The organism is Streptomyces purpurascens (assembly GCF_045040895.1).
Taxonomy (GTDB): domain Bacteria; phylum Actinomycetota; class Actinomycetes; order Streptomycetales; family Streptomycetaceae; genus Streptomyces; species Streptomyces purpurascens.
The window spans coordinates 3,885,845-3,905,976 of record NZ_CP108341.1 but is presented as its reverse complement, the minus strand read 5'-3'; the positions used below and the strand labels follow the sequence as shown (position 1 = coordinate 3,905,976).

At 70.2% G+C, this 20,132-nt stretch carries 22 protein-coding genes; 5 read left to right on the top strand and 17 right to left on the bottom strand.

Translation table 11 applies throughout. The features are described 5' to 3' along the window. The first annotated feature begins 125 nt into the window (after positions 1–125). The 4 genes from OHU35_RS17640 (at position 126) to OHU35_RS17625 (ending at position 2,612) form a co-directional block, all read left to right on the top strand. Positions 126–845 carry a helix-turn-helix domain-containing protein gene (locus OHU35_RS17640; protein ID WP_189726833.1) on the top strand — a complete coding sequence of 240 codons (720 nt, stop codon included), beginning with the start codon at positions 126–128 and terminating at the stop codon, positions 843–845. A gap of 62 nt (positions 846–907) precedes the next feature. Further along, positions 908–1,423: a YbaK/EbsC family protein gene (locus OHU35_RS17635; RefSeq protein WP_405505911.1), complete on the top strand. Its 516-nt coding sequence runs from the start codon at positions 908–910 to the stop codon at positions 1,421–1,423. Beyond that, positions 1,420–2,265 carry an EamA family transporter gene (locus tag OHU35_RS17630; protein ID WP_405505910.1) on the top strand — a complete coding sequence of 282 codons (846 nt, stop codon included), beginning with the start codon at positions 1,420–1,422 and terminating at the stop codon, positions 2,263–2,265. The genes OHU35_RS17635 and OHU35_RS17630 overlap by 4 nt, the downstream gene beginning before the upstream one ends. A gap of 71 nt (positions 2,266–2,336) precedes the next feature. Further along, on the top strand, positions 2,337–2,612 hold the full coding sequence (locus OHU35_RS17625) for a DUF1876 domain-containing protein (RefSeq protein ID WP_189726830.1): 276 nt from the start codon (positions 2,337–2,339) through the stop codon (positions 2,610–2,612). A gap of 18 nt (positions 2,613–2,630) precedes the next feature. On the opposite strand, the gene OHU35_RS17620 is transcribed toward OHU35_RS17625, so the two are convergent. The 6 genes from OHU35_RS17620 to OHU35_RS17595 form a co-directional block, all read right to left on the bottom strand. After that, positions 2,631–3,794, bottom strand: coding sequence for a serine hydrolase domain-containing protein (locus tag OHU35_RS17620; RefSeq protein WP_405509257.1), 1,164 nt, complete (start codon positions 3,792–3,794; stop codon positions 2,631–2,633). Between the two features lie 42 nt (positions 3,795–3,836). Then, on the bottom strand, positions 3,837–4,283 hold the full coding sequence (locus OHU35_RS17615; protein ID WP_189726829.1) for an organic hydroperoxide resistance protein: 447 nt from the start codon (positions 4,281–4,283) through the stop codon (positions 3,837–3,839). Positions 4,284–4,388: 105 nt separating this feature from the next. Beyond that, positions 4,389–4,850, bottom strand: coding sequence for a MarR family transcriptional regulator (locus OHU35_RS17610; protein ID WP_359893671.1), 462 nt, complete (start codon positions 4,848–4,850; stop codon positions 4,389–4,391). A 10-nt stretch (positions 4,851–4,860) separates the two neighbouring features. Beyond that, a complete protein-coding gene (locus OHU35_RS17605) occupies positions 4,861–5,637 on the bottom strand; it encodes an energy-coupling factor ABC transporter ATP-binding protein (RefSeq protein WP_189726827.1) in 777 nt (258 codons plus the stop codon). Then, a complete protein-coding gene (gene cbiQ, locus OHU35_RS17600) occupies positions 5,625–6,386 on the bottom strand; it encodes a cobalt ECF transporter T component CbiQ (RefSeq protein ID WP_405505907.1) in 762 nt (253 codons plus the stop codon). The genes OHU35_RS17605 and cbiQ overlap by 13 nt, the downstream gene beginning before the upstream one ends. A 1-nt stretch (position 6,387) precedes the next feature. Beyond that, positions 6,388–7,470: an energy-coupling factor ABC transporter permease gene (locus OHU35_RS17595; RefSeq protein ID WP_405505905.1), complete on the bottom strand. Its 1,083-nt coding sequence runs from the start codon at positions 7,468–7,470 to the stop codon at positions 6,388–6,390. A 168-nt stretch (positions 7,471–7,638) separates the two neighbouring features. Between OHU35_RS17595 and OHU35_RS17590 the strand changes: the two genes are divergently transcribed. Beyond that, positions 7,639–8,004: an SsgA family sporulation/cell division regulator gene (locus OHU35_RS17590; RefSeq protein ID WP_189726824.1), complete on the top strand. Its 366-nt coding sequence runs from the start codon at positions 7,639–7,641 to the stop codon at positions 8,002–8,004. 9 nt (positions 8,005–8,013) lie between these two features. On the opposite strand, the gene OHU35_RS17585 is transcribed toward OHU35_RS17590, so the two are convergent. The 11 genes from OHU35_RS17585 to OHU35_RS17535 form a co-directional block, all read right to left on the bottom strand. Further along, the gene (locus OHU35_RS17585; protein WP_189726823.1) at positions 8,014–9,684 is read right to left on the bottom strand and encodes a penicillin-binding transpeptidase domain-containing protein; all 1,671 of its coding nucleotides are present in this window, start codon (positions 9,682–9,684) and stop codon (positions 8,014–8,016) included. 97 nt (positions 9,685–9,781) lie between these two features. Then, complete coding sequence (locus OHU35_RS17580) at positions 9,782–11,413, bottom strand: penicillin-binding transpeptidase domain-containing protein (RefSeq protein ID WP_189726822.1); 1,632 nt, start codon at positions 11,411–11,413, stop codon at positions 9,782–9,784. A gap of 351 nt (positions 11,414–11,764) precedes the next feature. Then, positions 11,765–12,325: a hypothetical protein gene (locus OHU35_RS17575; RefSeq protein WP_405505902.1), complete on the bottom strand. Its 561-nt coding sequence runs from the start codon at positions 12,323–12,325 to the stop codon at positions 11,765–11,767. A gap of 90 nt (positions 12,326–12,415) precedes the next feature. After that, positions 12,416–13,672, bottom strand: a complete 1,257-nt coding sequence (locus OHU35_RS17570; RefSeq protein ID WP_405505901.1) for a tyrosine-type recombinase/integrase — start codon at positions 13,670–13,672, stop codon at positions 12,416–12,418. Between the two features lie 88 nt (positions 13,673–13,760). Beyond that, positions 13,761–14,009 carry a helix-turn-helix transcriptional regulator gene (locus tag OHU35_RS17565; RefSeq protein ID WP_405505899.1) on the bottom strand — a complete coding sequence of 83 codons (249 nt, stop codon included), beginning with the start codon at positions 14,007–14,009 and terminating at the stop codon, positions 13,761–13,763. Between the two features lie 89 nt (positions 14,010–14,098). Further along, positions 14,099–15,508 carry a phage/plasmid primase, P4 family gene (locus OHU35_RS17560; RefSeq protein WP_405505897.1) on the bottom strand — a complete coding sequence of 470 codons (1,410 nt, stop codon included), beginning with the start codon at positions 15,506–15,508 and terminating at the stop codon, positions 14,099–14,101. Beyond that, positions 15,505–15,771: a hypothetical protein gene (locus tag OHU35_RS17555; RefSeq protein ID WP_405505895.1), complete on the bottom strand. Its 267-nt coding sequence runs from the start codon at positions 15,769–15,771 to the stop codon at positions 15,505–15,507. Before OHU35_RS17555 ends, OHU35_RS17560 begins: the two co-directional genes overlap by 4 nt. A 65-nt stretch (positions 15,772–15,836) precedes the next feature. Further along, complete coding sequence (locus tag OHU35_RS17550) at positions 15,837–16,739, bottom strand: DNA primase (protein WP_405505893.1); 903 nt, start codon at positions 16,737–16,739, stop codon at positions 15,837–15,839. Between the two features lie 90 nt (positions 16,740–16,829). Further along, positions 16,830–17,303 carry a hypothetical protein gene (locus OHU35_RS17545; RefSeq protein ID WP_405505892.1) on the bottom strand — a complete coding sequence of 158 codons (474 nt, stop codon included), beginning with the start codon at positions 17,301–17,303 and terminating at the stop codon, positions 16,830–16,832. Positions 17,304–17,314: 11 nt separating this feature from the next. Next, the gene (locus OHU35_RS17540; protein WP_405505890.1) at positions 17,315–17,776 is read right to left on the bottom strand and encodes a hypothetical protein; all 462 of its coding nucleotides are present in this window, start codon (positions 17,774–17,776) and stop codon (positions 17,315–17,317) included. A 204-nt stretch (positions 17,777–17,980) separates the two neighbouring features. Continuing rightward, a complete protein-coding gene (locus OHU35_RS17535) occupies positions 17,981–20,098 on the bottom strand; it encodes an FtsK/SpoIIIE domain-containing protein (protein ID WP_405505889.1) in 2,118 nt (705 codons plus the stop codon). Between the last annotated feature and the right edge of the window lie 34 nt (positions 20,099–20,132).

Below are 20,132 nucleotides of genomic sequence, written 5' to 3'. Positions count from 1 at the left end.
GGTGAAAGCAGCAATTTCGTTGCAATGGTTCCTGGTTTAACGCAACGCCACCCGTGCTTTCGTTGCAATGAAATGAAGGTGAACGCTATGCTGAAAGCCACCTGAGAAGAACGAAGGAGATCGCGATGCCGGGAGGCAGGCTCACCCAGCAGGAACGTCAGCAGATCGCGCTGGGACTGGCCGACGGCCTCGCCTACGCGGAGATCGCCCGACGCGTCGACCGCCCGACCTCGACCATCACGCGCGAGGTCATGCGCAACGGCGGTCCCACCGCCTACCGCGCCGACCTGGCCCACCGCGCCACCGAGCACCGCGCCCACCGGCGCCGGCAGACCACGCCCCGGGCGGCCGAGGCGCCCCCGCAGGCACACGGGCGCGACGCCGAGGCCGTGCGGGAGTACGAGGAGGTGTTCACCACCGTCCTCATGGGCTCGGGCATGACCACGATGCCGGCCCGGGTGATGGCCTGCCTCACCCTCAGCGACACCGGCAGCCTCACGGCGTCCGAACTGGTCCAGCGCCTCCAGGTCAGCCCGGCGTCCATCTCCAAGGCGGTCGCGTTCCTCGACAGCCAGGGCCTCCTCCGCCGGGAACGCGACGAACGCCGCCGTGAGCGCTACATCGTCGACGACGACATCTGGTACCAGTCGATGATGGCCAGCGCCCGGTCCATCGCCCAGATCGTCGAGATCGCACGCCAGGGCGTCGGCGTCCTCGGCCCCGGCACCCCGGTCGCCACCCGCCTCGAGAACATCGCCCGCTTCCTCGACTTCGTCAGCGAGAGCACGGCCCGCGCGGCGGAACAGGCGCGCGAGATCCTCCGTACGAAGGCGGACCCGGGCTAGGCGGCGCGAGGTCAGCTGAGTCCCCCTCGCGTGCCTGATACACGGACCGCTAGCGTGCCCCCATGACGACGACAGCCGCCACTGACGCCGAGAACTCCGGAGCACATCCCCTTTTCGCCCAGGCCCTGCGGGAGCTCGGGCTCGACGAGGTCGTTCCGCTCATCCGGCGTTTTCCGGAAGCCACCCGTACCGCAGCCGAAGCCGCCGCCGCTCTCGGGTGTGAGCTGAGCCAGATCTGCAAGTCGCTGATCTTCGCGGCGGACGGGGTGCCCGTGCTGGTGCTCATGGACGGGGCCTCCCGGGTCGACCTCGAGCTGGTGCGGAAGGAGCTCGGCGCGGACAAGGTCACCCGGGCCAAGGTCGATGTCGTGCGGGAGACGACCGGCTATGCCATCGGTGGGGTGCCGCCCTTCGGGCACCGGACGAAGACGCGCGTGCTCGCCGACCGGTCCCTGCTCGCGCACGAGACCGTGTGGGCGGCGGCCGGGACGCCGTACACCGTGTTCCCCATGACGCCCCGCGACCTCGTCGCCCACGCCGGCGCGACTCTGGTGGACGTGCGCGAGAGCGTCTCGTGACGCCGCTGGTCACGGCCGCGGTTCTGCTCGCCGCCGTGACCCACGCCAGCTGGAACGCCCTCGCGCACAAGATCACGGACAAGCTCGCCGGGTTCGCGCTGATCTCGGGCGGCGGGCTGGTCATCGGGCTGGCGCTCGCGCCGTTCGTGGCGTTCCCGGCGGCCGGGGCGTGGCCGTATCTGCTCCTGTCCGCCGCCATTCACATCGCCTACTACGCGCTGCTGATGAAGTCCTTCCGGCTGGGTGACTTCGGGCAGGCCTATCCCATCGCGCGCGGCACCGCGCCCCTCGTCGTGACCCTGCTCGCGGCGCTCTTGGCACACGAGGTGCCCGACGGGTGGGCCGCCGCCGGTATCGCCCTGTCGTGCGCGGGGCTGACCGGCGTCGCCCTGTGGGGGCTGCGCGGGCGCCGGCCCGACTGGGCGGCGATCGGGGCAGCCCTGGCGACCGGGCTGACGATCGCCGTGTACACCGTCGTGGACGGGCTGGGCGTACGTGCGTCGGGGTCCTCGCTCGGGTACATCGCCTGGCTGATGGCCGTGCAAGGGGCGGTCATCCCCGTGTACGCCGTGAGCCGCTGGCGTGGGCGGACCGTCGCCCTGCTGCGGCCGTTCGCCGTGACCGGGCTCATCGGGGCCGCCCTCTCCGTCGCCGCCTACGCCCTCGTCCTGTGGGCCCAGACGAAGGCCGAGCTCGCGCCCATCGCGGCCCTGCGCGAGTCGTCGATCATCGTGGGCGCGGCGATCGGCGCCGTGTTCTTCAAGGAGCGGTTCGGGGTGCCGAGGATCGCGGCGGCCGGGCTGCTCGTCGTCGGGATCGGGTTGATGCTGCACGCCGGATAGGCGCGTCGGGACGGGTGCGTACGGCCGGTGCGAGGAGCACCCTGGAACTAGGTCTTCCGGAGGTGATCGTCATGATGCACACCCGAGCGGGATGGCACGTCGAGATGGAGTTCATGGAGGACGACCAGCACACGCGCGCGGTCGCGCTGGTGCGGCTGCCCGACGGCACCGAGGTACGGGCGCACGGTGCAGCCAACCGGCACCGGTCCGACACCAATCAGCCCAGGGTCGGAGAGGAGATCGCCGGGGCCCGGGCGCTCAACGAACTCGCCATGCGGCTACTGACCAAAGCGCACGAGGAGATCGACCAGGCGTCCGGGCGGATCTCCCACCCGATCCATGTCTAGAGCGGCTGATCGGGGGCCTCAGAGCCCCAGGGCCTGCCGTACCGCCCGCACCAGCCCCTGCGCCCGCGGATCCGCCGTCACCGTCTTGCGGAAGCCGTTCGTGACGTAGCCGAAGGCGATCCCGGACTCCGGGTCCGCGAAGCCCAGGGCGCCGCCGCGGCCCGGGTGGCCGAAGGAGCCCGGGGTCAGGAAGGGCGAGGCGCTGCCGTGCAGCATGTAGCCGAGGCCGAAGCGGGTGCCGACCACCAGGACGCGGTCGGGGCCCGCCGACTCCTCGGCCCGGGCCAGTTCGACCGTCTCCGGCGTGAAGAGGCGTGAGGCACCGGCCGTGTCGCCGATCAGCGTCGCGTAGAAGCGGGCCAGTCCGTCCGCCGTCGCGATGGCGTTGGTCGCGGGCAGGGCCGCCGCGCGGTAGGCCGGGTCGTTCTGTTCCGGGAACGGCGTGATCGCCGCGAAGGCCCGGCGGGTGAGGGAGGCCGGGTCCTCGTAGGCCTCGGTGACCGAGCGCTTCGGGCGGGCGCGCAGGCCCCCGGTCGGCTCGGGGCCCTCGACGCGGCCCGCGCGTCCCACCCGGTGGGCCTCCGACTCGGGCAGGCCGAGCCAGAGGTCCAGGCCCAGCGGGCCGGTGATCTGTGCCGCGAGCCACTCGCCCGCGCCCTGCCCGGTCACGCGCCGCACGAGTTCGTCGAGCATCCAGCCGTAGGTGAGCGCGTGGTAGCCGTGGTCGGTGCCGGGCTCCCACTCGGGGGCCTGGGCGGCGACCGCCGCGGGGCCCCGCAGCGGGTCGAGGGCCTGCTCGGGGGTGAGGGGGTGGTCGAGGACCGGCAGGCCGGCCCGGTGGTTCAGGACGTGCCGGACCAGCACCCGCTCCTTGCCCCGCGCCTTGAACTCCGGCCAGTAGTGGCCCACCGGCGCGTCCAGGTCCAGCTGTCCGCGCTGGTGCAGCAGGAGCAGTACGGCGGCGGCTGTGCCCTTCGTCGCCGAGCGCACGACCTGGGCGGTGCCGTGCTCCCAGGGGGTCGTGCCGTCGATGTCCTTCGTGCCGGCCCACAGGTCGACGACCTGCTGCCCCTGCCGGTAGACGGCGACCGACGCGCCCCGCTCCCCGAGCGTCTCGAAGTTCCGTACGAACGCTTCCCTGACCGGCTCGAAGCCCTCGGCGACTGTGCCGTTCACGTCCACGTCCGTACTCCTCATCTTGCTGCGCTCCTGCGGTGCTCCCCCTTAGCCAAGCAGGATCGTCACGTCGATGTTCCCGCGGGTCGCGTTCGAGTACGGGCAGATCTCGTGGGCCGCGTCCACCAGCTTGGTCGCGAGGTCGGGGTCGACGACCGGGAGGGAGACGCTCAGGGCGACCGCGAGGCCGTAGCCGTGCTGCGCGTTGGGGCCGATGCCGACCTTCGCGGCGACCGTGGAGCCGGCCAGGTCGTAGCCCTCGCGGTTGCCGACCAGGATCAGGGCGTTGTGGAAGCAGGAGCTGTAGCCGGCCGCGAAGAGCTGTTCCGGGTTGGTGCCGTTGCCGTCGCCGCCGAGCTGCGGGGGCATCGCGACCTTGAGGTCGATCTGACCGTCCTGGCTGGTGACGTAGCCCTCACGGCCGCCGTGGGCGGTGGCCTCCGCGACGTACATGATCTTCGTCGGGCGGGTGTCGACGGCGGGGCCGTCAGTCATGCTGTCCTCCCCCGGAAACAAGTGCGCACAAACACATCGTGCACAAGGTACTGGCCAGTAACCGGCCCGCGCCACCAGGGGGTTGCAACCCGGGGTAACCCGCGATCAGCGGGCCCGGTCCGCCGCCGATTCCGCCTTCTCGGCCAGGTGCCACAGCTCCTCGCGGAGCCGCGCGATCTCCGTGCCGCCGAGGCCCGTCGCCGCGAGCAGCGCGCCGGGCACGCAGGTCGCGCGCTCCCGGAGTTCCTCGCCGCGCCCGGTCACCGCCACGAGCACCGACCGCTCGTCCCGCGCCGACCGCTCACGCCGCAGCAGACCCGCCGCCTCCAGCCGCTTCAGCAGCGGCGAGACCGTGCCGTAGTCGAGGCGCAGGGCCGTGGCCAGTTCCTTGACCGTGGTCTCGCCGCGCTCCCAGAGGACCAGCAGCACGAGGTACTGGGGATAGGTGAGGCCGAGTTCGTCGAGGAGCGGGCGGTACGCGGCCGTCACCGCGCGCTGGGCGGCGTACAGCGCGAAGCACAGTTGCTCGTCCAGCAGCAGTGAACCCTCGATCTCCTCGTTCGTCACGCGCCCATTGTCACGGACGGGCCGGAGCGGCCGGCACGGAACGCGGATCGAAGCCGAACGGCAGCTCCAGCCGGTGGGCGCGCATCAGCTCCTCGTCGGAGAGCAGTTCGCCGGTCGGGCCGTCCGCGGCGATCACGCCCTCGCTGAGGACCAGGGAGCGCGGGCACAGCTCCAGGGCGTAGGGGAGGTCGTGCGTGACCATCAGGACCGTCACGTCCAGCGAGCGCAGGATGTCGGCCAGTTCGCGGCGGGAGGCGGGGTCGAGGTTGGAGGAGGGCTCGTCGAGGACGAGGATCTCCGGCTCCATGGCCAGGACGGTCGCCACGGCCACCCGGCGGCGCTGCCCGAAGGAGAGGTGGTGCGGCGGGCGGTCCTTGAACTCCGCCATGCCGACCCGCTCCAGGGCCCGGTCCACGCGCTCCTCGAGCTCCGGCCCCTTCAGTCCGGCCGCCGCCGGCCCGAACGCCACGTCCTCCCGGACGGTCGGCATGAAGAGCTGGTCGTCCGGATCCTGGAAGACGATGCCGACCCGGCGCCGGATCTCGGCCATGTGCCGCTTGTCCACGGGCAGCCCGGCGACCCGCACCGTGCCGGCGCCGCCGGTCAGGATGCCGTTGAGGTGCAGCACGAGGGTCGTCTTGCCGGCGCCGTTCGGCCCGAGCAGCGCGACCCGCTCACCGCGCGCGATCGAGAAGTCGACGCCGAAGAGGGCCTGGTGGCCGTCGGGATAGGCGAAGGCCAGTCCGGCCACGTCGAGCGAAGGGGTCACATCAGTCACAGGGACCATCCCAGCAGACAGACGACGAGGGCCGCGCCCGGGAGGGCCAGGGCGTACGACCACTGCGTCCGGGACGCGGTCACCTCGTCGATGACCGGCATGGCACCGGCGTAGCCCCGGCTGACCATGGCCAGGTGCACGCGCTCGCCGCGTTCGTAGGAGCGGATGAACAGCGCCCCGGCGGACTTGGCGAGCACGCCCCAGTGCCGGACGCCCTTCGCCTCGAAGCCGCGGGACTCCCGGGCGATCCGCATGCGCCGCATCTCGTCCGCGATGACGTCGCCGTAGCGGATCATGAAGGACGCGATCTGCACGAGAAGCGGCGGGAGTTTGAGGCGTTGCAGGCCGAGGAGCAGTTCGCGCAGGTCGGTGGTGGCGGCGAGGAGCACGGACGCTGCGACGCCGAGCGTGCCCTTGGCGAGCACGTTCCAGGCGCCCCACAGGCCGTTGACGCTCAGGGACATCCCCAGGACGTCGACCCGCTCGCCCTCCGCCACGAACGGCATGAGCACCGCGAACGCGACGAACGGCACCTCGATCAGCAGCCGCCTGAGCAGGAACCCTGCGGGCACGCGCGCGACGTACGCGACGACGCCCAGCAGTACGGCGTACCCCCCGAACGCCCACATCGCCTCGCGCGGCGTCGCCACCACGACCAGCACGAAGGCGAACACGGCGGCGAGCTTGGTGTGCGGCGGCAGGGCGTGCACGGGTGAGTGCCCGTGCCGGTAGAGCTTGTGCGCGTGACCCGCAGCCATGTCAGACGCCCGTGCTGCTCGTCGCGTCCGGCATGTCCGACGTGTTCGACGGGGAGGTGTCGTCCGAACGGCGCCGGCGTACGGCCCAGAAGACCGCGCTGCCCGCGCCGACCGTGACACCCACGCCGATGACGCCCGCCAGCCCCCCGGACAGGCGGGCGTCGTCGACGTCCTTGACGCCGTAGTCGGCGAGCGGGGAGTCGGCCGCGGCGTGTTCCTCGGCCTTCTTGTCGATGCCGTGGTCGGTGGCGACCTTCTCCAGGCCGTCCGGATCGGCGGAGGCGTAGAAGCTGACGAATCCGGCCAGCAGGAGGGAGGCGACCAGGCCCGCGGCCCACACCCTGCGGTGGGAGGTCCGGGCGGCCACGGGGGCGGGCTCGGGCTCGGCGCCGGGCGCGTCGACCAGTTCGCCGTTCACCCGCAGCTTGAGCTTCGGGGTGAGGCCGCGGGCCCCGTACACCAGGTCCGGGCGCACGGCGAGGACCGCGCCGACGGTCAGCGCGGTGATCGCGGCCTCACCGATGCCGATCAGCAGGTGCACGCCGATCATGGCGGTGGCGACCTTGCCGATCGACACGTCGGTGGTGCCGCCGATCGCGTACATGAGCGTGAAGGCGAGAGCGGCGGCCGGGACGGAGACGAGGGCGGCGACGAAGGAGGCCGCGGTGATCGACCGGCGGGAGCGGGGGAGCACCTTCGCCAGGCCGCGGAAGAGGGCGTAGGCGACGACCGTCGTGACGATCGCCATGTTGGTGATGTTCACGCCGAGCGCGGTCAGGCCGCCGTCCGCGAAGAGCAGGCCCTGCATCAGCAGGACGACGGAGACGCACAGGACCCCTGTGTAGGGGCCCACGAGGATCGCGGCGAGCGCGCCCCCCAGTAGATGGCCGCTGGTCCCGGCCGCGACGGGGAAGTTGAGCATCTGCACCGCGAAGATGAACGCCGCGACGAGGCCGGCCAGCGGGGCGGTGCGCTCGTCGAGTTCGCGCCGCGCTCCGCGCAGGCTCACGGCGATGGCGCCCGCGGCGATCACACCGGTGGCGGCGGAGGTGGGGGCGTCGATGAATCCGTCAGGTACATGCACGATTCGATGATGTGGCTTGATGCGAACGCTTTGCAAGAGCGTGACGCTTGTCTTATCTCACCCGCGATATGTCCGGCCCCAAGGGCGCAATCCGGAAAATATGCGACATTGGAGAGGAAGTGGACGCACAGTTTCCACTCAGGTTGCCCACGGTGAAGGGGCCGTCCGATGTCCGTAGTCGAGCAGTACGCGCGAGCCCATATCGTCACGGACGCGGCCGTCCCGTTGATCGATGAACTGGAGGCGGTTCCGGTCACTCTGCGGTACGACCCGGATCGCGATCCCCGTGCGGTGGGCATCAAGCTGCCGGGTGCCGGGGCGCGCGAGTGGACCTTCGGCCGTGACCTCCTGGAGGAAGGACTGCGGGCCCCCGCGGGCAGCGGTGAGGTGCGGGTGTGGCCGTGCGGCCGGGTGCAGGCCGTGGTCGAGTTCCACTCCCCGGAGGGCGTGCTGGTGGTGCAGTTCGAACGGCAGGCGCTGCTGCGGTTCCTGCGGCGGACGTACATGGCCGCCGCGGAACCGGTCATCCACTGACCTTCCGGGTCAGCTCCCCATCTTCAGCAGCGCCGCCACGATCGGCCCGGCCGTCTCGCCGCCGTGGCCGCCCTGCTGGACGACGCCCGCGGCCGCCAGATCACCGCGGTAGGCGGTGAACCAGCCGTTCGGCTTCTTCTGCCCGTCGACCTCGGCCGACCCGGTCTTCGCACCGACATCGCCGCCGACCCCGGACATCGCCTCCGCGGCCGTGCCGTAGGCGGCCGTGTACGACATCAGCTCACGCAGCTGGGAGAGCGTGCCCGCCGGCATCGTGCGCGAGGCCTTGGCGAGCTTGCGCCCGTCCACGTCCGGGGAGACCAGGTACGGCTGGTGGAAGGTGCCGGCCTTGACCGTCGCCGACACCGACGCCATGTTCAGCGGGTTCATCCGGACCCCGCCCTGCCCGATCAGCGAGGCCCCCATCTGGGCCGCCGACTGCACCGGCACGGCGCCGTCGAAGGACGGCACACCGATCGCCCAGTTGTTCATCCCCAGGCCGAAGACCTGCTGGGCCTGCTTGGTCAGGTCGTCGTCCTTGAGCTTCGGCGCCTGGCTGATGAAGGCGGTGTTGCAGGAGCGGGCGAAGCTCGCCTTGAACGTGCCGTTCTTGATCTCGAACTTGTCGTCGTTCTGGAACTTCCAGTGCCCGTACGTGAAGTACTTCGGGCACGGGTGCTTCTTGTCCGCCGAGGCCAGGCCCTTGTCCAGCAGTAGCGAGGCGGTGATGACCTTCATCGTGGAGCCGGGCGCGAGCGAGCCCTGGAAGGCGGTGTTGAAGCCGGGCGAGGCGTTGGCGGCGGCCAGGATCTCGCCGGTCGAGGCCCGCATGACGGCCACCGACGACTTGGCCTTCTTCGCGACCTGCTTCTCGGCCGCCGCCTGGAGGGCGGGGTCCAGCGTGGTCTTCACCGTGCCGGGCGTGCCCTTGCTCAGCTCCAGCAGGGTCTTGTCGGAGAGGTCGTCCGACTTGGCGGACTTGCCGCGCACGACCCGCAGCTCGATACCGGCCTTGCCGCCGGCCTCCTTGCCGTACTTCTCGCGCAGCCCGTCCAGCACCGGGCCGAGGGAGGCGTACTTCTGCTTGGTCAGCTCGCCGCCGTCCCGGTCGAGCGCCTTGACCGGGGGCGTGCCCGCCTCGCCGGTGACCAGCTTGTCGCCGTCCTTGAGATCCGGGTGGACGACCGCCGAGTGCCAGTCCACCAGCGGCTTTCCGTCGCTGGTGCGGCGGACGACGGTGAGCGCGCTCTCGTACGCCAGCGGCTTCTCGGTGTTCTTGTACGCCACCGTGCCCTTGACGGAGAACGGCACCTTGTCACCGGTGGGCTTGCCCGGGGTGAGGGTGACTTCCTTGACGCGGGCGTCCTTGGTGTAGCCGGTGAGCAGGGACGTCGCCGCGGCCGCTTCGTCGGTGGCCGCGGCGGCCTGCGGAACCTTCCCGGACTGCCAGGCGGTGAGGAAGGCACGGGCGGTGGTGGTGACCTCGGCCGCCGACAGCGGCCCGGTCTTCACCTTGGGCTTCTCGTCCGATGATGCCCGGCTCCCGTCGTCGGCGGCCGCGCCGCCGCCGAACAGCGCGTAGGCGCCGAACCCGGCGCCACCGACGACCACGGCGATCACCCCGCCGATCACGGCGGGTCTGGTCTTCCGTCGCTCGGCGACGCGCCTTCTGTTGCCCACTGCTTGTCCGTTCCTCCGCGAATCCCCAGGGTCCCCGTTGCCCTCAGCTGTCCCAACGACGCCCACCACCCTAGAGTCCCGTCCTGCGCGGGTGAGATCAGCCACCCGTTCGTAGCACGGCTGCGACAATCGGCCCGGCCGCGTCGCCGCCGTGACCGCCCTCCTCGGTCATGGCCGCCGCCGCGATGTCACCCCGGAAACCGGTGAACCAGCTGTTGGACTTGGCGTTGCCGTCGACCTCGGCGGAACCGGTCTTGGCGCCGATGTCGCCGCCCAGTCCCCGCATGGCCTCCATGGCGGTGCCCTGCGTGGCGGTGAGCCGCATCATCTGCTTCAGCTGGGCGGCGGTGCTCGCCCGCAGGCCCTCGGCCCGCGCGAGCTGCCGGCCGTCCAGCTCCGGCGGGACCAGGTAGGGCTGGCGGAAGCTGCCGGTGATCGCGGTCGCGGTCACCGAGGCCATGTTCAGCGGGCTCATCTGGACCTGGCCCTGCCCGATGGCGCCGGCCGCCCGGTCCGGTCCGCCGACCGCGGGGACGCTGCCGTCGAAGGAGACGATGCCGGTCTTCCAGTTGTCCTGCCCGAGCCCGAAGCGCTGCTCGGCCTCCTGTGTCAGCGAGGCGTCCGTGAGCGGCTTCTCGTCGATGAGCTTGATGAAGGCGGTGTTGCAGGACCGCATGAAGCTGTTGGCCAGCGTCGCGTCCTCGTTGGGCTTCATGTCGGTGAGGTTCTTGAAGGTCTGCCCCTGCCACACGGCGGTGTCCGGACAGGGCGCCGGGCCGTTCATCGAGGTCACGCCGTTGTCGATGAGCATCGCGGCCGTCAGGATCTTCATGGTGGAGCCGGGCGCGGCCTGTCCCTCGAAGGCCGCGTTGAAGCCGTCCGTACGGTTGTTGGCCACCGCCAGGACCTCGCCGCTGCTGGGCTTGACGGCCACCACCGACGACTGGGCGAACCGCTTGACCGCCTTCTCGGCCGCCGCCTGCGCGCCCGGGCTGATCGTGGTCGTCAGCTTGCCCGGCTTGCCCTTGGCGAGGGTCAGCAGCGGGGTGTCGGCGACTCCCTCGCCGGCGTGCCGGATCACCAGCTCGATGCCGGGGGTGCCGCCGGCCTCCTTGCCGTACTTGGCGCGCAAGGCGTCCAGGACGGGGCCGAGGGAGGGGTACTTCTCCTTCGTCAGCTCGGTGCCGTCACGGCCGACGGCCTCGATCGGCGGGTTGGCCGACTTCTCCGTGACGAGCGTGTCGTCCTTCTTCAGCTCGGGGTGGACGACAGCGGGCTGCCAGTCGACCAGCGCCCGCCCGGTGGTGAGCCCGCGCACGACCTTCAGTTTGCTCTGGTAGCCGATCGGCTCGGACTTCCCGTCGTAGGCCACCTTCGCCTTCACCGTGTACGGCACGGTGGTGCCGTTCGCCGTGCCGGGCGTGATCTTCACGTCCGTGATGTGCGCGTCGTCCCCGAAGGCGGTCAGCAACTGCTCCGCGGCCGCGTCGTTGTTCGTGTACCCCGCGGCCCGCGCGGCCTCGCCCTTCTCCCAGGCCGCGAAGAACTTGGCGCTGGTCTCCTCGACCTCGTCCTTGCCGGGCGGCCCCGACTTCTCCTCCGCGGCCACCCCGCTCGTGCCCCCGTCGCCGGTCAGCGCGCTCACGATGTTGAAGGCGCCGTAGCCGGCCCCGCCCACCATCACCGCGAACACGCCGCCTATGACAGCGACCTTGACCCCCTTGGCCATTGGGCCGTCCCCTCCCCGTTGAGCCTCCACACGCTCCTTTGAACGCGTTCAGAAAGCTCGATCCCGGGTGCACTCTAGGGGGGAAGCGGTTACCACCGGGACGGGTGTGTCGAATCTTGACCGAAACGTAGGTCAGACCCAGGTATCCAGCCACATCCGCGACCGCCAGTCCTCGATGGGGATGGCGGTGCCCGTGTACAGGGGCCAGAAGTAGATGAAGTTCGCGCGTTTGGACAACGCAGGAGCCTGACCAGGGCGGTTACGGCTGCCTTGGGCCGTGTCATGCCCCTGGGGCCGCCTAGGGGCCGTGATCATGGATGGGCGACATGGCAATGGACGGCGAGACGGCCATCAGTCATGCGTGAGCGCGGCCTGTGACGCCAACATGAAGGCATCACGGGCCTCCTTGACGGCAGTCCATCGGTCCTCGCATGCCTCCTGGTGCTGGAGGGTGGCCGGACTCTCACCCGTTCGTCGGATCCTCTCCCAGCGCGTCATTAGGGCGAGAAATTCAATGACTTCGCCCGACATGTCGTCGATGGCTGCCACTAGCTGAGCGGGCCCCCAGAGCTGCATGTGGGCCCCCTCGATCACCAACTGTTCTGTATGGTCCATCAACTCCTCCCGATGTCCCTCAGGAAGGGCCTGCTCGTTCTCCACAGCGGTCGCGCAGTCCACAGCCACCCGCGCGAAGGTTCCGAACGCATCAACCAAGGCGAAGCATGCTTGCCTGCGTTGCTCCCGTACCCATTGCCGATGCTGTGCTGCTGACTGCTGAGCCACCTGAGTCTGGGCAGCTTCGATCGTCTTCTGTGCACCAATCCGTGCACCGTAAGCGGTGGCGAGTCCACCGACGCCAGCCCCTAAGAGCCCAGCTATCCCAGCGATCACGCCAGCAATCCCCTGATCCATCCAAGCATTCTCTCGGCCTGGTGGCTCGATGTCAGACAGTCTGTTGATCAGGCTGCCGCTCCCTCCTTACGTAGTGATCCGATCGGAAATCTAAGCTGCTACGGATCGCGCCGGCGTGGGGGCGGAGACGACATAGAGGCTGTCCACAGCGTTCCGCGTTCGCCCCTCACTGCTCGGCATCAGGTGCGTGTAAGTCCGGAGCGTGAACCCTGGATCGGCGTGACCGAGGTACTGACTCAGGGCCCGGATGTTCTCGCCCGCGTCCAGGAGAACGGACGCGTAGAAGTGCCTGAGGGCGTGCATGCCGTGTTCGGGGGCCGATGCGTACCGCGTGCCCGGCTGCCGCGCCGGGATGATGCCTGCGGCGGCCAAGGAGGGCTTCCAGTGGTGGTCGTTGAAGTTGCTGACGCGGACGTGGTTGCCCTCGGGGCCGCTGAAGATGAGCCGCTTCGTCACGAGCGGGCCGTTAGGCGTACGCCACGGAAGCGTCACGTCGATCGGCTCGAACTCCTTCGAGTGGCCTCCGAGAGCGGCCGCCACGGCCTTCGGCAGCGGCACGTCCCGGACCTTGCCGCCCTTCGGTAGGGCGAAGACGTACTTGCCGCGGATGCGCTTGAGCTGGTGGCCGACGGTCAGCCAACCGCCCTCGTAGTCGAGTTCCTCGACGGCCAGGCCGAAGATTTCGCCCTGTCGCAGTCCGCAGCCCGCGCCAACGTCTACGGCGGCCTGGTAGCGCCTGGGGAGGGCGGCCCGTACGCCGAAGACCTGCGCGGCCGTCCAGGGGACGACACGCGGCTTGCCCGGCTTCGGGAGTTGCACCGTGCGGGCGCGGCAGGGGTTCTTGCTGAGTAGCCCGTCGTCGACGGCCGCGCTCAGTGCTGCGGAGACAGTGCCAACGATGATGCGGCGGTGCGACTCCGCCGGCACGGTGGTTTCCAGGTCGGCGATCCAGGTGCGGATGTGCTCCGGCTTGAACGAGCCGAGCGGGCGCGAGCCGATGTGGGGATAGGCATGCAGCCGGAGGCGACGTTCCGCAGCCTCGCGGCTGTTGATCTCGCCCGTATGCGTGTTGACCCAGCGTTCCGCGTACTGCCGGAACGTGGTCCGTGCGGTGCGCGGGTCGACGTACTGACCGCGCGACATGTCCGCTTCGATCTGCACGAGCCACTGCTTGGCGAGTCGCAGTTCCTTGTCACGGAAAGACTTGCTCTTCTCAGTGCCGTCCGGGCCGACGTACCGGGCGCGGTACCGGAGGCCCGTTCCGTGGCGGTCGGTCTTGACCTTGACGGACTTGCCACCAGGGCCGGTGGCGGTCTTGAACCATCGGTCTTGGATGTGGCCTGCCATATGGGCGTAGCCCCCTTCTGAGAGATGGGCCGGGGAGGGCCACGGCGTGGCCCTCCCCGGGGAGTTGTGCGGTGCGGTGCCCGCCGCGTTATGCGGCGTTGATGTCGGTGTCCTTGCGGCTGGAGACGTAGGCGTGCACGTCGGCGGGGTCGTACCGGACGTACTTGCCGATACGGAAGCCGGGCGGCCCGACGCGCTTCTTACGCCACTGGTAGACCGTCTCTTTGGGCACGTCGAAGATCTCGGCGATGTCGTCGGGGTTGAGGTACCGGTCGGGGAGGCCGCCCCGGAGGATGGCGCGGGGGTCGGTCTCCTCAAGGAGGCGGGGCGGGGTCACTGCGTCCTCCGTGGGTTGGAGTCACATTGCTTTGAGTCGTGACTCATCGCGACTCAGAGCGGGTTGGCGGGGGCTTGAGTCGCGATGAGTCACGACTCAGGCGGATGTGGTTCGGACTGGTTGAGGGTGATCCCGGTGTAGGTGGCCACCTGCTGGCCGTAGGCGTCGCGGGGCCTCGTGCGGTTGAGCTGGGGGACGACGGAGAGCAGGTTGCGGCCGAAGACCTGCTTGGTGCCGGGCTTGACGTTGTTGTCCTCGGCCCAGTCGCGCCAGACGCTCCACAACGTGTCCACGGGCACGCTGCACGTCGGACCGGTGGTGCAGCGCTCGCGGATGAAGGCGCTGGTGGGGGATGCGGTGTCGCGCATGGTGGTGATCGCTTCGCGGCTGGAGGCGGGTTCGGTGATGCGGCCGGCGCGTTCCAGGCGGGCGAGTCCTTCAAGGGCCCAGTTGATGATGCCGGGCATCTCGGCGATGAGCCGGTCTGTGAGGGTGGGGTCTTCCTTGCCCAGCCAGGACAGGCGGGTGCTGAGGAGGATGAACCGGTTGGCGATGACGCCGGAGGAGTCGCCAAAGTGCGGCAGTTCGTTGGACAGGATCATCAGCCGGGTGGGCAGCTTGCCGGTCCACTGCTCGCGGTACTTGCGGTCGACGTCGATGGTGTCTTCACCGGAGATGGTCAACAGCCGCTCTACGACTTGGCTGTTGTCGTTGCCGGACAGGCGGGCGTCGGAGATGACCGCTAGGGGCTTGCCGACCAGGGTGGACAGGCCGAAGTTCGTGCCGAGTCCGGCCAGGGTGGGCCCGGCCAGGTTCTCCTTTCCGACCAGTGATTTCAGTACGCGGGCGATGGTGCCTTTGCCGGAGCGTGAGGGGCCGACCATGAGAAGGATCTTCTGTTGGTCGGTGCGGCCGGAGATGACGTAGCCGAACCACTCCTGTAGCGCGGTGATGGAGGCGGGGTCGTCGGGCCAGAGTTGCGCCAGGAACCCCTCCCAGGTCGGTGCGGTGGCGTCGGGGTCGTAGGGGAAGGGCACGGAGACGTGGTTGAAGAACTCCGGTGTGTGCGGCAGAAGCGCCCGGTCGGCGATGCGCAGCAACCCGTTCTCACAGGCCACCATGGGTCCGTAGTCCTGCCCGGTGGCGCCCTGCTCGTCGATCCAGGCGGGGGCGTCGGTTTCTGTGGGCAGGAGCGTGATGGCGCTCATGGCGTCGAGCAGGTTACTGATCTTCGGTTTGGTCGGTGACCAGTCGCGTTCCTCGGTCTCGCCGTCCTTGCCGGGGGCCTGGTAGACGGCGTGCTCGAGGCGTTCGTACATGCCCTTGCGAACCTGGGCATCGTCCATCTCGCGCCAGCAGGTGCCGTTCCAGCGCATCCACGAGCCACGCCAGCGCCGCACGATCAGCCGTCCATCCCTCTGCCAGTCGGGCAGGATGCGGCGGGCGACGGCCAGGGGGTTGGACGGCGGCGGCAGTTCCTCGGTCTGGGTGGTGGTCATGCCGTGTTCCTCCCTTCCTGGGGGTCGCGCAGCGGGCAGTGCTCGCGGTGGTCGGTGTGGTCGTCGATCAGGGCCAGGACGCGCTTGCGGCCGAACGCGCGCCGGTGCCAGCCGCACTCGCACCGTGATGTGGCGCTGGGGGTGGCACCGTGCGGGGCGCTGATGTGCAGCCACGCGACGGGGTAACGGCCGTCTCCCTGCTGCGGGTCAGAGCGAAGGGCAGAAAGGACGCCCTTGCGGGCGACGACCATCGGTTCGCCCACGCACGGCCGTGGCAGGCCCTGCACGGCGCCCTGAGGGCTGTTTACAGGGATCTGTGTTGGTTTGTTCATGCCACCCGCCCTGAGGGCGCCTGAAGGCCGTTGGCGACCGCGCGGCGGGCGTAGGGCTCGGGGACGCCGACGGAGACGGCGGCGGCCACGATCTCCTCGCCGAGGGCTTCCAGGGCGCAGGGGCCGGGGCAGGCGGTGTGTTGGATGGCGAGGAACCTTGCCGTGCCGAACGCTTGTGATCCGGCGCCGGATTCGGTCCGGGCCCGTACGAGGGTCAGGCCGCGTTCCAGGCCGGTGCGCACGAACCGCTCGGTGTGCCGGCACCCGGTGGCAACGCTCCGGTCCCACGGGGCGGGGGAGGAAGACACCACTCCTGCGCGGGCGGGGGTGGTGTCTTCCCGCATGGCCAGGGCGCGCACGGCCTGCGGCAGTGCGGTCATGCGGCCGGTGCCGTGGCCCAGCCAACGGGCGTAGGCCATGTGCGACTTGACGTCGACTCCGGGCCGGACCGCGTTGGCAGACCGCATGGCGCCCTGGTAGATCCAGTGTTCGCCGCGCGTGGTCGGCACGGTGCGTGTGGCGGGCAGCGTGGCGCGGGCCCACTGCACAGCGGCGGTGTTGTCGAGGTCGAGCACGGTCAGTCCGGCGCCGCCGGGGTGGTAGGCGATGGCGGCGGCCTGGCGCCACGCGGCCACCCACGGGGTGGAGGCGAGGGTGTGGGGGTCGGTGGTGGCGGCGGCCCACGCGTGGCAGACGCCGGGGCAGCGGCAGGGACCGGCGCTCTTCATGTTGGGCCGTCCGCCGCACGCGTTGCCGGTGCAGTCGGGGCAGTTGCCGAACGGCAGCTTCCCCGCCCGCAAGGGCAGGGGCGGGATGCCGTTTGCGGCCAGTGAGATAGCGGTGTCCAGCAGGCGGGGCTTGTGGCCGGGTGCTCGCCGGATGGGGGTCGGTTGGGTCATGCTGGGAGACCTCCACAGGTCAGTCAGTGGCAGGTGGACAAGGGCGGCCCCGGATTCATTGGCGTGAGACGGGGGCCGCCCTTGGCGTAGCTACTGGTCGTCGACGGTCATCAGGGCGTACTGCTGGCGGACGTAGGCGCGCGGGTCGCAGATCACGCCCGGCTGGTCCCTGTCGAGCAGGGAGACGGCCGCCCCGTGGGCGGTCTCGGTGGCTTCGCTGAAGAGATCCTGGGGTTCCTCCATGAGCGCGATGCGGTCCAGCAGGGCGGCCTTGCGCAGGTAGAAGTCCCGGTCCAACTCGGTGAAGCACTCGGCCGTGGCGATGGTGCGCGCGGTCCAGCCGATCTCGCTGACGATGCTCGGGGCCTTGGCGTAGGCCTGCTCGGGGGTGGGCCAGTCCGCCGGGTCGGGGCGGTGGTCGGCGGTGAGGTAGAGGCGGGTGCTCTCACCGTCGCGGCTCCGGCGCCGGCGCCGGCGCACGGCGCCGGTGGTGAAAGCGGTGGTCAGCGCGGTGGTGACGCGGTCGGAGTCGGCGGGGTCGCAGATGACGCGGATCTCGAACACGTGGGCTCCTGTCAGCCGTTGAAGTGGTTGCGCTTGAACACGGCCTTGCGGATGTTGAAGGTGTTGCCACCCGAGCCGTTTGCGCTGAAGACCTGCACAGCGATCCAGCCGCCGAAGATGACAGCGGCGAGGGTGATGAGCTGCGTGACCAGGGCGGTCAGCGCCGTGATGAACGTGGTGAGCAGCAGCAGGCCGCCGCACACCGCGAGGAACCCGACGCCCCCGAGGGCGACGTTCACCGCCGCGCGGGAGATCGGCGGCTTGGGCGCGGTCGGTTCGGGCTTGGCGGGTTCGATGGCGTAGCCGGTGACCACGCGGCCGTCGGGCAGGACCACGCTCGCCACGGCCGGGACGTGGCCGGGCTGGACGGGAAAGAGCGGCGCCGGCGTCACGGCGGCGGGGGTGATGGGGGTGGGCTGGTGGACTTCCACGGCCCTCTCTACGGGCGCGTGGCCGGGGTGTTCGGGGTACATGCGGAATCCCTTCCGGCAGTTGGTCAGGGAGGCTGAGACACCCCCTTCGGGGTGCCGTGTGGAGGGTGTTTCAGGGGTCTGGCCTGCGATGCCTCCCTGCCTCCCTGGCTGATCATTTGTGCAGGTCAGGGCCAGGGAGGCGGGTCAGGGAGGGGGGTAGGGAGTTCTCCCTGCCTCCCTGACCCGGACGAGGTCGGCTCCCTGTCATTCGGCGGCGGAAGCGGAACCGTCTCCGTCGCGGTTGGCGAGGGCGCGGGCGACGCGGTCGCGGGCGACGACCATGACGCCGTCGGACTTGTACGGCTCGGCGCCGGCGTCGTCCAGGACGCGCTTGAGGTCGATGAACGACCAGCCGCCGTAGGCGTCCTGGTTCAGGTTCGCCAGACGGGTGAGCACATCCTTCGTCCGCACCCGCGAGGACTCCCCGAGCACGCTCGCGATGTCGGCGAGCGAGTCACGCTCCTCGCCCCGCTCGATGGCGTGCAGGGTGGTAACGCCGTCACGGATCGCCTTGGCCCGGTCGGTGATGGCCTCAGCTCCGTCGTCGTCGATGTAGTGCGTGCGCACGGTGATGGACGACTGTCCGGCCGGGATGGCGATGCCGTCGGATGCGACAACGAGCGTTCCCCGGTCCAGGCCCGGACGCAGCAGGTTGGGCGCCGCTCCGCCGTCGACGGCCTTGTCTCCCAGGGCCATGCGGGCCTGTGACTCGGTGCCCAGCGCGAGGGAGGCCCGGGTGTGGGCACCTTCCCGGACCAGCTTGGGCAGGTTCTCGTTCGTCGGGTCCTGAGTGCCCTGCCACATCAGCACGTTGACCGCACGGCCCTGGTTGTGGATCTTCCGGACGGCCATGAAATAGCGGGAGTTGGCCTTGGCGCCGCCATAGGGGCGCTTGTCCTCGTCCTTGGCCGGGCACATGAACGCCACCTGCGCCTCGTCGACCAGCACGATCAGCGGCGGGAACGTCGTTCCGGGCGGCGCCTGGATGCGGCGGTTCATCTCGTCCACCGCGCCCTCAACCATCTCCGTGACCTGGATGACGTGCTCATCGGTCGGTCCCTGGATCAGGGTGGTGGCCAAGCCGTCGAACATGGCCCAGTCGCCCACGCCCTTGAGGTCGCCCATGAGGAACTGCACCGACTTGTCCAGCGACAGCCACAGCGCGAGCGACCGGAGTGCGACGGTCTTGCCCTGGTTGGACAGGCCGGTGATGAGCAGGTGGCGCTGATACAGGCTCAGCGCGGCGGCATCGCCTCGCAGGTCCTGGCCCCAGGGAGCGCGGCCCTTGGCGTAGTCGGCGGTCATCGTCTCGTCGGTGACCAGCGGAGACGGGCCGATCGGCTCATCCAGCGCCCCCGAGTCGGCGACCCACAGGCGGACCGTGCGTGCGGCCTGGGGGATGGTGATGAACACCTCGTGCTCGTGCCGGGTGAGGTTCTCTGCCAGCTTGCGCCGCCGCTGCTGCACCTCCACCGTCGACACCCCCGAGGGCAGGGTGACGTCGACCTCGACTCCACATCCGGCGATCCGGATCGGGCCGAGCATGGAGGCGCCGGCGTCGCCCATCTCCTTGATGGCTCGCGCGAGGGCGGGCACCCCGAGGTCGCGCAGGGCCTTGACGACGATGGACGGCGTGATCGGCTCCCCCTCTCCGTTGCGGACGTTGTCGGGCAACGCCCAGTTCGGTGCGGCCTGCTGCTTGCGGCCCACCGACCACAGCGCGAGCAGGGCGAACAGCGGGCCGAGGGTGACGGCGTAGGGCCAGACGACCTGGACGATGGTGATGAGCAGGCCGATGAACTCGATCACCGCAGTCAGCGGGGTGATGACGTCGGCGACGTCCTTGGTGTTGAGGGCCATCACGATGCCGAGGGCGACCAGGGTGCCGATGCTCATCCCGGTGCCGATGGCGGCGCCCTTGGCCACGTCGACGGGCGAGGTGAGCAGGTCCATGCGGCGGCGGTGCCGGGCATCGCGGAAGCGCTGGAGACGCTCTTCCCACTCTTCGGCCAGCTCGTGGTTTCCCGCGGCTTCAGCGGCGCGGATCATGCGTTCGTAGCGGGAGCCGGTGCGGCCGTCCCAGGTACGGCGGGCCACGATCCGGCCCCCGTTGAACGTGTACATCCCGTGGCGGGCCACCGCACGGACGGTGGTCGTGGTCTTTTCGTCAGTGGCGAACCGCTTCACGGCCCGCCCGGATCGCACCCACAGCGGCACCGGGGCCGGGGTGGGAGCGTCCGACACGACGGTGAGCGTGGTCACGGAGGCGTCCTGAGCGGCGGGTTCGGGGTCCTTGTGGAGGTGTACGACGTTGTCGGACATGCTGAGGGTTCTCCTGACTGCCCCGATGCGGGGC

What these genes read in the sequence shown, in the direction of transcription:
- OHU35_RS17640 (WP_189726833.1), top strand. Translation starts at nt 126, where the DNA reads ATGCCGGGAGGCAGGCTCACCCAGCAGGAACGTCAGCAGATCGCGCTG.
- OHU35_RS17635 (WP_405505911.1), top strand. Translation starts at nt 908, where the DNA reads ATGACGACGACAGCCGCCACTGACGCCGAGAACTCCGGAGCACATCCC.
- OHU35_RS17625 (WP_189726830.1), top strand. Translation starts at nt 2,337, where the DNA reads ATGATGCACACCCGAGCGGGATGGCACGTCGAGATGGAGTTCATGGAG.
- OHU35_RS17615 (WP_189726829.1), bottom strand. Translation starts at nt 4,283, where the DNA reads ATGACTGACGGCCCCGCCGTCGACACCCGCCCGACGAAGATCATGTAC.
- OHU35_RS17605 (WP_189726827.1), bottom strand. Translation starts at nt 5,637, where the DNA reads ATGGTCCCTGTGACTGATGTGACCCCTTCGCTCGACGTGGCCGGACTG.
- cbiQ (WP_405505907.1), bottom strand. Translation starts at nt 6,386, where the DNA reads ATGGCTGCGGGTCACGCGCACAAGCTCTACCGGCACGGGCACTCACCC.
- OHU35_RS17590 (WP_189726824.1), top strand. Translation starts at nt 7,639, where the DNA reads ATGTCCGTAGTCGAGCAGTACGCGCGAGCCCATATCGTCACGGACGCG.
- OHU35_RS17580 (WP_189726822.1), bottom strand. Translation starts at nt 11,413, where the DNA reads ATGGCCAAGGGGGTCAAGGTCGCTGTCATAGGCGGCGTGTTCGCGGTG.
- OHU35_RS17575 (WP_405505902.1), bottom strand. Translation starts at nt 12,325, where the DNA reads ATGGATCAGGGGATTGCTGGCGTGATCGCTGGGATAGCTGGGCTCTTA.
- OHU35_RS17570 (WP_405505901.1), bottom strand. Translation starts at nt 13,672, where the DNA reads ATGGCAGGCCACATCCAAGACCGATGGTTCAAGACCGCCACCGGCCCT.
- OHU35_RS17560 (WP_405505897.1), bottom strand. Translation starts at nt 15,508, where the DNA reads ATGACCACCACCCAGACCGAGGAACTGCCGCCGCCGTCCAACCCCCTG.
- OHU35_RS17550 (WP_405505893.1), bottom strand. Translation starts at nt 16,739, where the DNA reads ATGACCCAACCGACCCCCATCCGGCGAGCACCCGGCCACAAGCCCCGC.
- OHU35_RS17540 (WP_405505890.1), bottom strand. Translation starts at nt 17,776, where the DNA reads ATGTACCCCGAACACCCCGGCCACGCGCCCGTAGAGAGGGCCGTGGAA.
- OHU35_RS17535 (WP_405505889.1), bottom strand. Translation starts at nt 20,098, where the DNA reads ATGTCCGACAACGTCGTACACCTCCACAAGGACCCCGAACCCGCCGCT.